The organism is Mesorhizobium kowhaii (assembly GCF_003253745.1).
Lineage (GTDB): Bacteria > Pseudomonadota > Alphaproteobacteria > Rhizobiales > Rhizobiaceae > Mesorhizobium > Mesorhizobium kowhaii.
On sequence record NZ_MZXV01000085.1, the window covers coordinates 38,785 to 52,665 of the forward strand.

Genomic DNA, 13,881 nt, shown 5'->3' on the forward strand with positions numbered 1-13,881 from the left:
CAGCCCGTATTTTTACGGGGTGGCCATGACAAATCCGGTTCTGATCGAAGTCTTGCGCGGCGCGATCGTCGAGAGCGCCCATCGCGGTGCTGTCGCGGTCTTTGATGCCGATGGCAAGCCGGTCCTGGAGATCGGCGACACCTCGAAGCCGGTGTTTCCGCGCTCCGCGGTCAAGGCGATCCAGGCATTGCCGCTGGTCGAAAGCGGCACGGCCGATGCCTATGGCTTTGGCAACCGCGAACTGGCGCTTGCCTGTGCCTCCCATTCGGGCGAGCCCGCGCATGTCGAACTGGCGCGATCCATGCTGGCCAGGGCCGGATTGGACGGGTCAGCGCTCGAATGCGGCGCGCATTGGCCCTCCAATCATGACTCGGAGATTTCGCTTGCCCGCGCCGGCGGTTCGCCGAACGCATTGCACAACAACTGCTCCGGCAAGCATTCCGGCTTCCTCTGCACCTGCGTCCACGCAGGCATTGCGCACCGCGGCTATGTCAAGCCGGAGCACGCCTTGCAGGAGATGGTGCGCGACGCCATGCAGGCAGTGACGGGCGCTGTCCATGGTGCCGATGAACGAGCGACCGATGGCTGCTCGATCCCGACCTACGCGGTGCCGCTCAGGAGCTTCGCCCTAGGCTTTGCCCGCATGGCCACGACAAATGGTTTTGGTCCCGAGCGAGCCAGGGCCGCGAGGCGTCTGCTGGCCGCCTGCATGGCAGAACCGTTCTTTGTCGCCGGCACCGGCCGTGCCGATGTCGCTTTGATGGAGGCTGCACCCGGGCGGATTTTTGCAAAAGGCGGCGCCGAAGGCGTCTATTGCGCGGCACTCCCCGAGCTTGGCCTCGGCATCGCGCTCAAATGCGATGATGGTGCCGGCCGCGCTGGCGAAGCCATGGTTGCCGCCGTCATTGCCAGGCTGCTGCACGCGGATGAGGCCCTGGCGGCGAAGCTACTCGAACTGGCCAACGCTCCGATTGAAAGCCGGAACGGCGCCAAGGTCGGGGCGCTCAGGCCGACGGCGGCACTCAGCTGACGTGATTGCGCTCGACGGTCAGGTGCGCATAACCGCTCTTGTCCGACGATGTCAGATCGCCTGTCGCCGGCTCGGCCCAGCGCTGGCCGACGACGGCGCCGTTCAGCGCACCATCGATGACGTTGTCTGAGATGACGGCCGTACCGGCGCCATCGACCACGCTGACGACGATGCCGGTTCCAGCCTTGCGGATGATGTTGCCGGTGGCGACGACATTGCGCAGATACGGCCCCCAGCCGATCTGCATGCCATAGAGCGGCGCGTTCTCGATGACATTGTTGGAAACGGTCGTGTCGGCTTCGACGCCGATGCCCACGCCGAAGCCGGGCGGGTCTGCGGGGTAGGGGCCGCTGGTCAACAGATTGCGCACGATGTTGCCCGAGCAGACACCCATGCGGCCACCTTCGTTGAAGTTGACGATGGAGATTCCGTTGGCGGCGCCATCGACGATGTTGTTGCTGATGATGGCGCCTTCGAACGAGAATTCCGAATAGACCGCGGTCTCGCCCAAGCGCGAGCAGGTGTTGCCTGATATCTGCAGATTGCTGGCGCTGTTGGCGCGGATCGCCGAGAAGGCGCAGTCCGAGACGATGTTGCCAGAGATGACGACATTGCCGGCCCGGAAGGCGTTGATGCCATTGCCGTTCTGCCCGGTTCCGCCACTGCGCGCCTGGATGCGCTCGACGCGGTTGCCGGTGACCATTGTGCCGTCTTCCGCCGCCTGCCAGCGGTGCACCAGGATGCCGCCATTGGCACAGTCGGAGATGGTGTTGCCTGTGATTTCCAGCCCATCAGCCTCGACCGAATAGATGCCGGCATCGGCAGCCCCCGAAATGTCCGAGCGCTCGACCCGGCCCGCCGCGTGTTCCAGCGCCAATCCGTTCTTGGCGCTGCCGGTTATCTGGCAATTGTCGACGACGAGGTGCGCGACCCGGCGCAGATCGAGCAATCCTTGCGCGTAGTCGCCCATCGAGCGGTTGCTGCCATCGAAGACCAGCCCGCTGAGTTCGATATGGTCGGCCTGTTCGGCCATGAACAGGTGACCATCACCGCCATAGACGATCCGCGTTGCGCCCGGCACGCCGGAAAGACGCACACGGCCGGGCAGCGACAGGTTGGACACCACATAGGTGCCGGGCGGCAGGAACACCGGCATGTCGCGGTCGTTGGCGCCGCGCAGCAGCTTGGCGAAGGCCTTGCTCTGATCATCAAAGGTGCCAGGTGAGACGCCAAGTTCAGTCGCGTTGATCGAACCGCGCATGGAGGCTTTCTCGATGCCGGTCAGGCTGGCGGCCGCCGCTCTGCCAAGCGAAAGGCCCATGACGGCAAAGCCGGCGGTTCCGGTTAGCAGCTTTCGTCTGTTCAACATCGGCACAGGGTCCTGGCGTTCAACCCCGACACCGCAGGAATCGTGCCAGACGTACTGGCGCTCCTCACCGGCGCAGCGACAATGGCTTGTCGAGCAGCCTCTCCGCGCCTAAGTTCAACGGATGAGCAGAGCTTTCACGCGCGAGGAAGACAGCGAAAACGCCATCGCCGGCGTTGGCGAGCGGCCGATCAGCCAGCACCGCAACCTGGTGACGGAGCGCGGCCTGGCGATGATCGAAGAGAATCTCGCCGATCTGCGCGACATACTGGCCAAAGCCGAGCGGAAGGCGGACCGCGAGCGCATCGCGGTGGTGTCGCGCGACCTGCGCTATTGGACCGCCCGGCGCGAAAGCGCCGAGTTATCGGTGCCGGAACCGAACAGCGACCTGATGCGCTTCGGCATGGGCGCCACACTTGAGGGCGATGACGGCAGGAAGGTGCACTGGAAAATCGTCGGCGAGGACGAGGCCGACCCGGCCAAGGGCACCATTTCCCATGTGTCGCCGATGGCCGTCGCCCTGTTCGGCAAGAAGGTCGGCGACGTGGCTGTGGTCAACGGCAAGGAATGGGAAATCGTCAAGCTCTCCGACAGCTAGTCCTCGAGCTTGACGACATGGTCGCGGAAGAAAGCCGCGGCTCCGGCTTCATCGATTTCGCCGGAAGCGACGGCCATGACGAATTCGTAAAGCGTGCCGTTGTCGGCTGTCAGGACATGGCCGTTCACAATCAAAAATGCGCCGGCCGCCACGATAGCAGTACGCTTGTTACCGTCGACGAAGGCATGATTTCTGGCAATGCCAAAGACATAGGCAGCGGCGAGATTCTCGACCGATGGGTCTTCATAGTTCGCCTTGTTTTCAGCGCGGGCGAGCGCCGATTCGAGAGCGTTTTCATCTCTCAAACCTTGCGCTCCGCCATGCCTGCGCAATTGCTCCGTATGCATCGCTTCGACCACGCGACGTGACAGAAACTCCCAGCTCATTCGGCGAGTTTCTGAAGTGCGACCTTGTACTTGTCCATGACCTTACGAGCAGCTTCCATCTGCCGCTCGAAACTGTCGTCCACCGGCTCAAGAGCAATACCCTTGTCCGTTTCGACAATCTGGAGCTGATCGCCTGTCTTCATGTTCAGGCGGTCGAGAATTTCCTTGGGCAGGATCACACCTTCGGAATTGCCGATCTTGCGAATGGTGGTGTTCATGATGGATATCCTGTTGCAACGCCAATTATAACGCAATCAGCATGCGTTGCAACAGATATTATAACAGGCCCCGTTAGGCCTTCAGCAGTCGATCCAGCAAGCGATCCGCCGCTTCCGGAATGACCGTGCCCGGCGGGAAGATTTCCGCCGCACCCGCTTGCAGCACCGCGTCGTAGTCCTGTGGCGGGATGACGCCGCCGGCCACGATCAGCATGTCGCCGCGACCGAGCTTTTTCAGCGCGTCACGCAATTCGGGGATCAGCGTCAGGTGCCCCGCGGCCAGCGACGAGGCGCCGATGACATGAACGTCCCGCGCGACCGCCAGCCTGGCGATCTCATCCGGTGTCTGGAACATCGCCCCAACGGTGACGTCGAAGCCGAGATCGGCGAAGGCAGTGGCGATGACCTTTTGCCCACGGTCGTGGCCGTCCTGTCCCATCTTGGCAACGAGAATGCGCGGCTTGCCGCCGGATTTCTTCTCAAAGGCTTCAAGCTTGTCCTGCAGCCCCTCGACCACGGAATTGTCGCCGAGTGCCTTGCGGTAGACGCCGGAGATCGTCTGGACCGTTGCGACATGGCGGCCAAAGGTTCTTTCCAAGGCGAACGAGATCTCGCCGACCGTGGCATTGGCGCGCGCGGCGCGGATGGCGAACTCCAGCAGGTTTTCATTGCCTTCCGCGGCACGGGTCAGCGCATCGAGCGCGCTTTCGACCGCGCCGACATCGCGTGTGCCTTTCAGGCGTTGCAGCTTCGACAATTGCCGCGCCCTGACTTCGGCATTGTCGATCTTCAGCACGTCGACCTCGATGTCGGTCGCGGGGCGATGTGCATTGACGCCGACCAGCATCTGCTCGCCCGAATCGATGCGCGCCTGCGTGCGTGCCGCCGCTTCCTCGATGCGCAGTTTGGGAATGCCTTGTTCGGTCGCGGCGGCCATGCCGCCGAGCGCCTCGATCTCCTCGATGTGGGCAAGCGCACGCGCCGCCAGATCATGCGTCAGCCGTTCAAGATAGGCCGAACCGCCCCACGGGTCGATGATGCGCGTGGTGCCGGATTCCTTTTGCAGGATCAATTGGGTGTTGCGGGCGATCCGTGCCGAATGGTCGGTCGGCAGCGCCATCGCCTCGTCGAAGGAATTGGTGTGCAGCGACTGCGTATGCCCCTGCGTCGCCGCCATCGCCTCGATCATGGTGCGGATGATGTTGTTGTAAGGGTCCTGCGCCGTCAGCGACCAGCCCGAGGTCTGGCAATGGGTGCGCAATGACAGCGAGCGCTCGTCCTTGGGCGAAAAATTCTTCTCCATCAGGGTTGCCCACAACAGGCGTGCCGCACGGAGTTTGGCGACTTCCATGAAGAAGTTCATGCCGATCGCCCAGAAGAAGGACAGGCGCGGCGCGAAGCGGTCGATATCGAGGCCCGCCGCAACGCCGGCGCGGGCATATTCGATGCCGTCGGCGATCGTATAGGCGAGCTCCAGGTCGGCCGTCGCGCCGGCCTCCTGCATGTGATAGCCGGAGATCGAGATCGAATTGAACTTCGGCATGTGCTTCGACGTATAGGAGAAGATGTCCGAAACGATCCGCATCGAGGGTTTTGGCGGATAGATGTACGTGTTGCGGACCATGAACTCCTTCAGAATGTCGTTCTGAATGGTCCCGGCCAGATCCTTTTGCGCAACGCCCTGTTCTTCAGCCGCGACGATGTAAAGCGCCATGATCGGCAGCACCGCGCCGTTCATGGTCATCGACACGGTCATGTCGCCGAGCGGAATGCCGTCGAAGAGCTGCCGCATGTCGAGAATGGAATCGATGGCGACGCCCGCCATGCCGACATCGCCGGCGACACGCGGATGGTCGCTGTCATAGCCGCGATGCGTGGCGAGATCGAAGGCGACCGACAGTCCCTTCTGGCCGGCGGCAAGATTGCGCCGGTAGAAAGCGTTGGACTCCTCCGCCGTCGAGAAACCGGCATATTGCCGGATCGTCCAGGGTTGCTGGACGTACATGGTGGGGTAGGGGCCGCGCACGAAGGGCGGCAGGCCCGGATAGGTGTCGAGATGCGGCAGGCCCTTGAGGTCGCTTTGATTGTACAGATGCTTGGCGACAAGGCCTTCCGGCGTCGTCCGCTGGCCTTTGACCTCGACCGGTGCGCGGCGTGGCGGCACCCAGCCGATCTGGCTGAAATCAGGGATCAAGAGACGGCTCCGATCGATTGGTCGATGCGGACCGGAAACAGGGCTTCGCAGACGGCAACGCCTTCGTTGAAGGCGGGCCGCCGTTCCGCTGCCAGCGTCTCGACCGGGCGTTCGCTTTTCAACGGGTAGAGCGTGGTGCCGATGATGGTCCGCTCGCCAGCCTGGTAGGCCGCGTTGCGCCGCGCCGCCGCGGCGTGAACGCGCTTCTGGATATGTCCGTCCTGAAGGCTGGACAAGACGCCGCCCTCGGCCTCGATTGTCTGCAGTTCCGCCCAGGCCCTCTCGCACAGTTCCGCGGTCAGCGCTTCGACGCCGCCGGAACCATAGGCAGGATCGGCGACATGATCGATATGGCTTTCATTGGCCATGATCAGCTGCGCGTTGCGGGCAACGCGACGGGCAAAACCCGCCGGCAAGCCATGCGCGATCGTGTGCGGCAGGATGGAGATCGAATCGGCGCCGCCGGATGCCGCGGCAAAGCAGGCAATTGTGGTGCGCAGGATGTTGGTCTCCGGATCCATGGCCGTCATCATGCGAAACGACGTCTCGGCATGGATATTGGCGGTGGAATTGGGGATCGAACAGGCCTCTTGCAGCCGTGCCCAGAGCCTGCGCAGCGCTCTGACCTTGGCCACCGACAGGAACTGGTCCTGGTCGACGCTGAGCGCAAAGCCGATATGGGGTGCGGCATAGACAAGCGGCTGTCGCGCCGTCTCGAACATTCTGAGATAGGAGACCGCCGAAGCCAGCATGATGCCAAGCTCTTGCGCCTCCGTGGCGCCGGCATTGTGGAACACGCGCCCGTCCGCCTCCAAGAGCACGCCCGGAACGCCCATCGAGAAGAAATGCGCCAGCGACTGCGGCATCGAGGCCTGCAGCGCCTCGATCGACATGCGCAGCCGGCCGGTGCCGGCGAAGATCGCCGCCGGATCGATGCCGAAGGAGAGGTTGAGCTTTGCCGGGTCCGAACGGCGCTTGCTCAGGAACGCCACCAGCCAGTCGGCCACGGCGCGGCTCCAGGGGTGGGCATCGATGCGGACCTGGATGCGGTTGAGCGGCACGCCGTCCAGCACCGTCTCCAGCGCCTGCGCCGTCCTCGGCAGGCCGTAGCCGAACGCGTTCGGCGCGCCTTCGAAGACAAGCGACAATCCCGTCGCGCCTTGCGCCACATCCTCCAGGGCCTGGGCTCTGGCGCGGTCGATATCCGGATCATCGATGCGCTGGCTGACGATCCAGGGCGATTTCGGGTTTGCGCGCACGGTTGGTTCCGCTGCGATGCTGCGCTCGTAGAGCGGTTCGATGCGGATGTTGTCGTCGGTATGCGAGACCAGCTTTTCCTCGAAGGATGCGCCGGCCAACGCCTTTTCCGCCAGGGCCAGCCATCGCTGGCGCTCGGCGTTCTCTGGTTCAACGTCCTGGATCAAGGCTCCGGCGCCCATCCGTCTTCCTCGTTTTCATGCGACCGCAACAGCCTGGAGCAGCTCAGTCTACGGTCCCCGGTCCGATATCGCAATGCAATGCGCTTTCAAGGTCGGAATTCAATCCATCAGATATAGGTAGCCTCGCATGGACGAACCATGAACGATTGCCAAACACCGGCAAAATCCGCAAGTTCCAAAAACCCGATTTGGACGACTGGGCTGGATTTGGACGATTGGCCCCGATTTGGACGATTGGCCCCCACTTGAACGATTGGCATTGTCGCTGTGCAAGGGCCTCACTATACCTGCGGCAAGGCCACTGGCTTTAAACACATCAGTCTGCGGAGACCGGACATATGGCTGACGACACCAGCATTTTCATCGGCGCCAGCCGCAAGCCCGACGACAGCTATCAGCGTGCCGAGCATTTGTTGCTGCAATATGGAAACCGTCACGGCCTGGTGACCGGTGCCACCGGTACCGGCAAGACCGTCACTTTGCAGATCCTGGCCGAAGGTTTTTCCAATGCCGGCGTGCCGGTGTTCTGCGCCGACATCAAGGGCGACCTGTCCGGCATCGCCATGATGGGCACGGCGCAGGATTTCCTCGTCAAGCGGGCTGAACAGGTCAAGCTCGACCCCTATGACTTCCAGGAATTCCCGGTCATTTTCTGGGATCTGTTCGGCGAGCAGGGCCATCCGATCCGCGCCACTGTCTCTGAAATGGGGCCGTTGCTTTTGTCGCGCCTGATGAACCTGACCGAGGCTCAGGAAGGCATCATGAACATCGCCTTCCGCCTGGCGGACGAGGAAGGCCTGCTGCTTCTGGACATGAAGGACCTGCAGGCGCTGCTGGCCAACATCGCCGAGCGCGCCGACGAGCTGGGCTCGCGCTACGGCAATGTGACGAAGCCTTCCGTCGGAGCCATCCAGCGCACGCTGCTGGTTCTGGAGCAGCAGGGTGCGGCGCATTTCTTTGGCGAGCCGGCATTGCGCATCGCCGACATCATGCGCATCACCCGTGACGGGCGAGGCGCCATCAGCGTGCTTGCCGCCGACAAGCTGATGATGAATCCGCGGCTCTACGCGACCTTCCTGTTGTGGCTGATGTCGGAGCTGTTCGAGGTGCTGCCGGAAGTTGGCGATCCCGACAGGCCGAAGCTGGTGTTCTTCTTCGACGAGGCGCATCTGCTGTTCGAGGACGCACCGAAAGTGCTGATCGACCGGGTCGAGCAGGTGGTCCGCCTGATCCGCTCGAAGGGCGTCGGCGTCTATTTCGTTACGCAAAACCCGCTGGATGTTCCAGAAACCGTTCTCGCCCAGCTCGGCAACCGGGTGCAGCACGCACTGCGCGCCTATACGCCGCGCGAGCAGAAGGCGGTGAAGACCGCGGCCGAAACCTTCAGGCCGAATCCCGACTTCGATTGTGCCACCGCGATCACCCAGCTCGGCACCGGCGAGGCGCTGGTCTCGACGCTCGAAACCAAGGGCGTTCCGTCCATGGTGCAGCGGACGCTGATCCGCCCGCCCGCCTCGCGCCTTGGGCCGATCACGCCCGCCGAGCGACAAAAGCTGATCCAGGAAAGCCCGGTCGCCGGTCAGTACGACCAGGTCGTCGATCGCGAATCGGCTTTCGAGATGCTGCGGAAAAAGGCCAAGGAGGCGCAGGACGCCGAAGAGCAGGCGCAGCAGGCCGACAGCGGCCGCTCGCGCTGGACCATTCCCGGCTTCGGCAACGACGATCCGGCACCGCAACCCGGTGGCAGGCGCGCGCCGGCGCCGCGCCCGTCCAATCGGCAGACGGTGGCCGAGGCCGCAATCAAGTCGGTGGTACGCTCGGTGGGCTCGTCTGTGGGACGCGCCATCGTGCGCGGGATATTGGGGAGCTTGTCGCGGGGGCGGTGAGAAGCGGCAGCTACGCCAGAAGCGGTCATCCGCGGCCAGTTTTCGAATGACCGCAGTGGGCGGCGGGTTCAACCGATCGCTGCAACACACTCAGCGAACTTCTCCGCAGGGGTCTTATAGAGCAAGGTCTTTCTTGGGCGTTCGTTGAGCTGCCGCGCGATGGCGCTGAGCTTTGCCTGGCTGTGCAGGGATAGGTCGGTGCCACGTGGCAGATATTGGCGCAGCAGTCGGTTGGTGTTTTCATTCGAGCCGCGCTGCCAGGGAGATCGCGGATCGCAGAAGTAGACCTCGACGTCGGTGGCCAGTGTCAGCCGCTGGTGGTCGGCAAGCCAGATCTCACGGCCTCCGCCTTCACCAGTCGCGAGTATTACCGCGATCCCGAGAAGTCTACGGAGCTTGGCCGCTTGCTAAGGGAAGCAGGTTTGCCGCCATAAGGTCGCTTGCGACCGTCTGCCGCTAACGACAACCCGTTCGACACACACTGTCGAAGTCTGCAACGACTCGACTCCGGTCGTTTGCGATCGAAACAGCGAATGGCGCGTTCAATGGCGCAACCTCGATCTACAGCTTCGCCATCGGCGATGTCTGCATTTAAGCAGTGGCAAAGGCGCCCTCATCGGCCGACATGCGGCGCAAAGGGGTCATGATCCGTTTGCGCGGGCACTGCTGCGAACAAGCAGCGGGATGGGTCGGACGCGCGTCAGTGGCGCTGCGGCAGGAGAGCCGGGGCGTCGCGCGAGCCATAGTCTCAAGAGGCGTGATCTGTGGTATCATAGCCCGGTAAGGCCGGAGGCGCCGGTCCTGCCTGCCTCTGACCTGCGGCTTGCGAGTCCTGAATCTTTACTGAGGCTCAAGATGGAGCGGAAGCTCGCTGCAATCCTTGCCATCGATGTTGTCGGGTACTCGGCGCTCATGGAGGCGGATGAAGCGGGCACCTTCGACCGGCTGAAACGTGGCCGCAAAGAGCTATTCGAGCCGGAAATCGCGACTCGACACGGGCGAATCTTCAAGCTGATGGGAGACGGCCTGCTGGCGGAGTTCGGCAGCGTGGTGGATGCGGTCGAATGCGCGGTCACGCTTCAGCGCGGCATGGCTGAGCGTAACGCGAGCGTCGCCGAAGACCAGCGCTTCGAAGTCCGGATCGGAATCAACCTTGGAGAAGTGATCGTCGAAGGGGACGATCGCTATGGCGAGGGCGTGAACGTGGCGTCGCGTCTCCAACAACTCGCCGAGCCCGGTGGCATCTGCGTTTCGGAGAAGGTGTCTAAGGAGGTCAGGCAGAAGCTGGCGTTTGCGTTCGAGCCCATGGGCGAGCAGCGGGTGAAGAATATAGCCGAGCCGATATACTGCTATCGCGTGAACCTGGACGTTCCGAGAGCCGCTCCGGTCGGCCGACTGCCATCGCTCGTATTGCCCGACAAGCCCTCGATCGCGGTCTTGCCATTCACCAACATGAGCAACGATCCGGAGCAGGAAACCTTTGTCGACGGCTTGACCGAAGACCTGATCACCGACCTGTCTCGCTCAGCCGGCCTCTTCGTCATCGCGCGCAACTCAACCTTTGCTTACAAGGGGCGGTCGGTCGATGTGCGCTTGACCGCGCGTGATCTTGGGGTGCGCTATGTGGTTGAAGGCAGCGCCCGGCGCGCCGCGGCGCGCGTGCGCATCAATGCGCAGCTGATCGACGCGATTGGCGGCGATCATATCTGGGCCGAACGCTACGACAGCAGCCTCGAGGACATCTTTGCAGTGCAGGACGAGGTCACGGCCAAGATCGTCGAAGCCCTTGTCGGCCGATTGGCCGGACAGCCGGCGCGCAAACGGCCGACGAGTCTCGAAGCCTATGACCTTTGCGTACGAGCCCGCGGCGTCAGTTTTCAGACCGGGTTAGGCACGCGGGAAGCGCGCATGCTCCTGGAAAAGGCGATCGGACTCGATCCTGACTATGCCGAGGCACATAGCTTGCTGGCCCTCAATCTTTGGCTCGGCTGGCTGTTCTGGAACGAGCCGAAGCAAACCAACCAGCCTCGCGCGCTGGCGGAAGCGCAGCGGGCTGTGGCGCTCGACCCTAACGATGCGGGGAACCGCTGGGGGCTGGGCATCATACTTGGTCACGAACGGCGTTACGCGGAATCGGATGCCGAGTTTGAGGCAACCTTCAAGCTCGATCCTAATCATGCCGATGCCTGGGCGATACGCTCGGATCTCATCACCCTGAGGGGCGACGCGGTCAAGGGCGTCGAATTCGTGAAGCGGGCGTTGCGGCTCAATCCGCACCCCCCGGGATGGTACTATTGGATGGCAGGCCAAGCCTATTATGCGCTCGGCGACTATCAATCCGCGGTTGAGGCTTTGCGCAAGCCGGAAACCTACCGCACCACGTCGCGGCGCTTGCTTGCGGCAGCCCTCGCGCAGCTCGGGCGCCTGGATGAAGCCCGTCAGGAGGCGGAATTCTTCATGATGAACGATCCCCATTTCAGCATCAGGCACTGGGCAACATCGCAGCCATTCGACAACGAGAAAGTGCTCCAGCGCTTCGTCGAAGGCTACCGCAAGGCTGGCCTTCCCGACTAAGAGCGCATCGTTTTGGATCGCCGGCTTGCTCTGATCAAGACATAGACTCGTCTTTTGGCTGTGAGGGCAATGCCCGTGGGTTCCATCGATCAATGTCCGTTGATGGCGCGCGAGTACGACGTTGGTGATGGATCCTGCAATGTCCGCTTTCGAGAAGCCGGAAAAGCAGTTGTTATGACCGACATGCGGCGCATAGCGGCCATTCGCTGTGCGCAAGACATAGGTCCTCTCGGGTCAACAGCCGTCATCGGGGCGATTATCACGCGTCAGAAACCCATGCCCGGTACCAAGCACCTGACTTGATATGTTGGCCCGTTGAAGATCAGCTGAAGCCCCGCAGATGGCAAACCCTCGCCACGCACCTCGCAGATCAGAAGATCGAGTTGGTGATCTCTTTCACCGGCCCGAGCAGGACCGATCCGTCCGGCACGCCGGCGTCGATCGGAATAGCCCGGCGGTTGGCCGTCGCCACCATCGGCTGGCTGACGTCGCTGGTCACGATGACCGGCGTCTTCGAAGGCACGCGGTCGTAGAGATCGATGATGTCCTGGTTCATCAGGCGCACGCAGCCTGACGAGACCGACTTGCCGATTGACTTCCATTCCGGCGAGCCGTGCAGGCGGTAGAGCGTGTCGACGTCGCCTTGGAAGAGGTAGAGGGCGCGCGCCCCGAGCGGATTCTTCAGCCCGCCCGGCATGCCGCCATTGTCGGCGCTGTATGGCTTCAGTTCCGGCTGCCGGGTGATCATTTCATCCGGCGGCGTCCACTTCGGCCATTTCTGCTTCCATTGGACGACGGCGTCGCCGGACCATTCGAAGCCTGCGCGGCCGAGACCGACACCATAGCGGATCGCCTGGCCGCCAGGGCGCACGAGATAGAGATGGTGGCCGGTCGTGTCGACGATGATGGTACCGGGCTTCTGTCCCGTCGGATCGGGAACGATCTGGCGCAGGAACTGCGAATCGATCCTCTCGAACGGTATTGCCGGAAGGTCGAAGCCGCCATCGCTGACGGCCGCGTACATCGTCGCATAGTCGGGCAGCGGCTGCTCGACATATGCTGGCGGTGGCGGCTCGACCGGTTCCGGTCCAGTGGTGGCGCATGCGGAAACCGCGATCGAAGCGGCGCCCAATGCAGCGGCGTTGAGAAAGCCGCGACGGCTCAGGCGATAGGATTCGATTTCGGTTATGGACATGGTTGCCTTCTTTAGGTCTCAAATCGCAACAAAGCATAAATTCGCCGACCGCTGCGTGGGTATCTGACCAACACCCGGCGCGATAGGCGGTTCCGATTCTGGCCCGAACGTGGACAAACAAAGGCGAAGCTGTGACTGCGCCGCCACTGTGGCGCCACAGACACAGCTTCGCGACCTAGCTGCCGGGCACCAGCGCCTCGAGCGATGGCAGGATCAAGGCCGGCGGAAAGTCCCGGTACTCTTCCGGCTGGTCGGAACGGTTGATCCAGACCGTGCGGAAGCCGAATTTGGTCGCGCCGGCGATGTCCCACCGATTGGAGGACTGGAAGGAAACCGCGTTGGGGTAGAGGCGCCAGCCGGTTGTGACCATGTCGTAGACCGCCGGATCGGTTTTGAAACGCCGCACCGTATCGACGGAATAGATGTCGTCCAGAACCTGATCGAGCGCGGCCGACTTGACCGCTGCCTGCAGCATTTCGGGCGAGCCGTTGGACAGGATCGCCAGTTTCGCCCCCGAAGCCTTGAGCGCCTTGAGCATGGCCGGCACTTCCGGATAGCAATCCAGCCGCCAGTATGCATCCAGCAATTTCGCCTTGAGGCTGGGGTCGGCCGAGGGAACCTTGCGCAAGGCGAAATCAAGCGCCTGTTCGGTCAGTTGCCAGAAATCGGCATAGGCGCCCATCAGCGTGCGCACCCAGGAATATTCGAGCTGCTTGGCGCGCCAGATTTCGGACAACAATTGGCCGTCCGGTCCAATCTGGTCGGCATGACGGCGCACGGCGGCATGTACGTCGAACAGCGTGCCGTAGGCATCGAAAACATAGGCGGTGTATTGCATGGCAACAGTTTTGAGGCGAGGCGCGACAAGGTGCAAGCTTTGATTGCATTTTCGGCCCGTTGCTGGCCTCAACAAAACTCCGCGATGCAGGTTGACGGCGCCCGCCAAAGCATCTTCCAATAGCCGTCACACGAGATCGATCGAAACGGGACAACGC

11 protein-coding genes and 1 pseudogene are annotated in these 13,881 nt (G+C 62.7%); 4 read left to right on the forward strand and 8 right to left on the reverse strand.

What is annotated here, in order from left to right:
* Positions 1 to 25 precede the first annotated feature (25 nt).
* The gene (locus tag B5V02_RS38230; RefSeq protein WP_111549084.1) at positions 26 to 1,030 is read left to right on the forward strand and encodes an asparaginase; all 1,005 of its coding nucleotides are present in this window, start codon (positions 26 to 28) and stop codon (positions 1,028 to 1,030) included.
* Here the strand turns inward: B5V02_RS38230 and B5V02_RS38235 are convergent.
* Positions 1,023 to 2,399 (reverse strand): TIGR03808 family TAT-translocated repetitive protein, encoded by a 1,377-nt coding sequence (locus B5V02_RS38235; RefSeq protein WP_111549378.1) that lies wholly within the window; start codon positions 2,397 to 2,399, stop codon positions 1,023 to 1,025. The genes B5V02_RS38230 and B5V02_RS38235 overlap by 8 nt on opposite strands.
* Positions 2,400 to 2,520: 121 nt before the next feature.
* Between B5V02_RS38235 and greA the strand changes: the two genes are divergently transcribed.
* The gene (gene greA / locus B5V02_RS38240; RefSeq protein ID WP_111549085.1) at positions 2,521 to 2,994 is read left to right on the forward strand and encodes a transcription elongation factor GreA; all 474 of its coding nucleotides are present in this window, start codon (positions 2,521 to 2,523) and stop codon (positions 2,992 to 2,994) included.
* Here the strand turns inward: greA and B5V02_RS38245 are convergent.
* From B5V02_RS38245 to B5V02_RS38260, 4 genes are all read right to left on the reverse strand, one after another.
* The gene (locus tag B5V02_RS38245; protein WP_111549086.1) at positions 2,991 to 3,380 is read right to left on the reverse strand and encodes a type II toxin-antitoxin system death-on-curing family toxin; all 390 of its coding nucleotides are present in this window, start codon (positions 3,378 to 3,380) and stop codon (positions 2,991 to 2,993) included. The genes greA and B5V02_RS38245 overlap by 4 nt on opposite strands.
* Positions 3,377 to 3,598: an AbrB/MazE/SpoVT family DNA-binding domain-containing protein gene (locus tag B5V02_RS38250; protein ID WP_111549087.1), complete on the reverse strand. Its 222-nt coding sequence runs from the start codon at positions 3,596 to 3,598 to the stop codon at positions 3,377 to 3,379. The genes B5V02_RS38245 and B5V02_RS38250 overlap by 4 nt, the downstream gene beginning before the upstream one ends.
* Before the next feature lie 73 nt (positions 3,599 to 3,671).
* A complete protein-coding gene (gene scpA / locus B5V02_RS38255; protein WP_111549088.1) occupies positions 3,672 to 5,792 on the reverse strand; it encodes a methylmalonyl-CoA mutase in 2,121 nt (706 codons plus the stop codon).
* Positions 5,789 to 7,231, reverse strand: coding sequence for a methylmalonyl-CoA mutase subunit beta (locus B5V02_RS38260; RefSeq protein ID WP_111549089.1), 1,443 nt, complete (start codon positions 7,229 to 7,231; stop codon positions 5,789 to 5,791). The genes scpA and B5V02_RS38260 overlap by 4 nt, the downstream gene beginning before the upstream one ends.
* A 338-nt stretch (positions 7,232 to 7,569) precedes the next feature.
* Here B5V02_RS38260 and B5V02_RS38265 point away from each other — a divergent pair, with 338 nt between their 5' ends.
* Positions 7,570 to 9,117: a helicase HerA-like C-terminal domain-containing protein gene (locus B5V02_RS38265; RefSeq protein ID WP_111549090.1), complete on the forward strand. Its 1,548-nt coding sequence runs from the start codon at positions 7,570 to 7,572 to the stop codon at positions 9,115 to 9,117.
* A gap of 68 nt (positions 9,118 to 9,185) precedes the next feature.
* Here B5V02_RS38265 and B5V02_RS38270 read toward each other — a convergent pair.
* A pseudogene (locus tag B5V02_RS38270) lies at positions 9,186 to 9,446 on the reverse strand (IS30 family transposase); the annotation flags it as partial.
* Positions 9,447 to 9,972: 526 nt separating this feature from the next.
* Between B5V02_RS38270 and B5V02_RS38275 the strand changes: the two are divergent.
* Positions 9,973 to 11,691: an adenylate/guanylate cyclase domain-containing protein gene (locus B5V02_RS38275; RefSeq protein WP_111549091.1), complete on the forward strand. Its 1,719-nt coding sequence runs from the start codon at positions 9,973 to 9,975 to the stop codon at positions 11,689 to 11,691.
* Positions 11,692 to 12,061: 370 nt separating this feature from the next.
* Here the strand turns inward: B5V02_RS38275 and B5V02_RS38280 are convergent, their stop codons facing one another.
* Both B5V02_RS38280 and B5V02_RS38285 read right to left on the reverse strand, forming a co-directional pair.
* A complete protein-coding gene (locus tag B5V02_RS38280; protein ID WP_111549092.1) occupies positions 12,062 to 12,886 on the reverse strand; it encodes a L,D-transpeptidase in 825 nt (274 codons plus the stop codon).
* 175 nt (positions 12,887 to 13,061) lie between these two features.
* Entirely contained in the window at positions 13,062 to 13,724 is a 663-nt protein-coding gene (locus tag B5V02_RS38285) for a haloacid dehalogenase type II (RefSeq protein ID WP_111549093.1), read from the reverse strand.
* Positions 13,725 to 13,881: the final 157 nt, after the last annotated feature.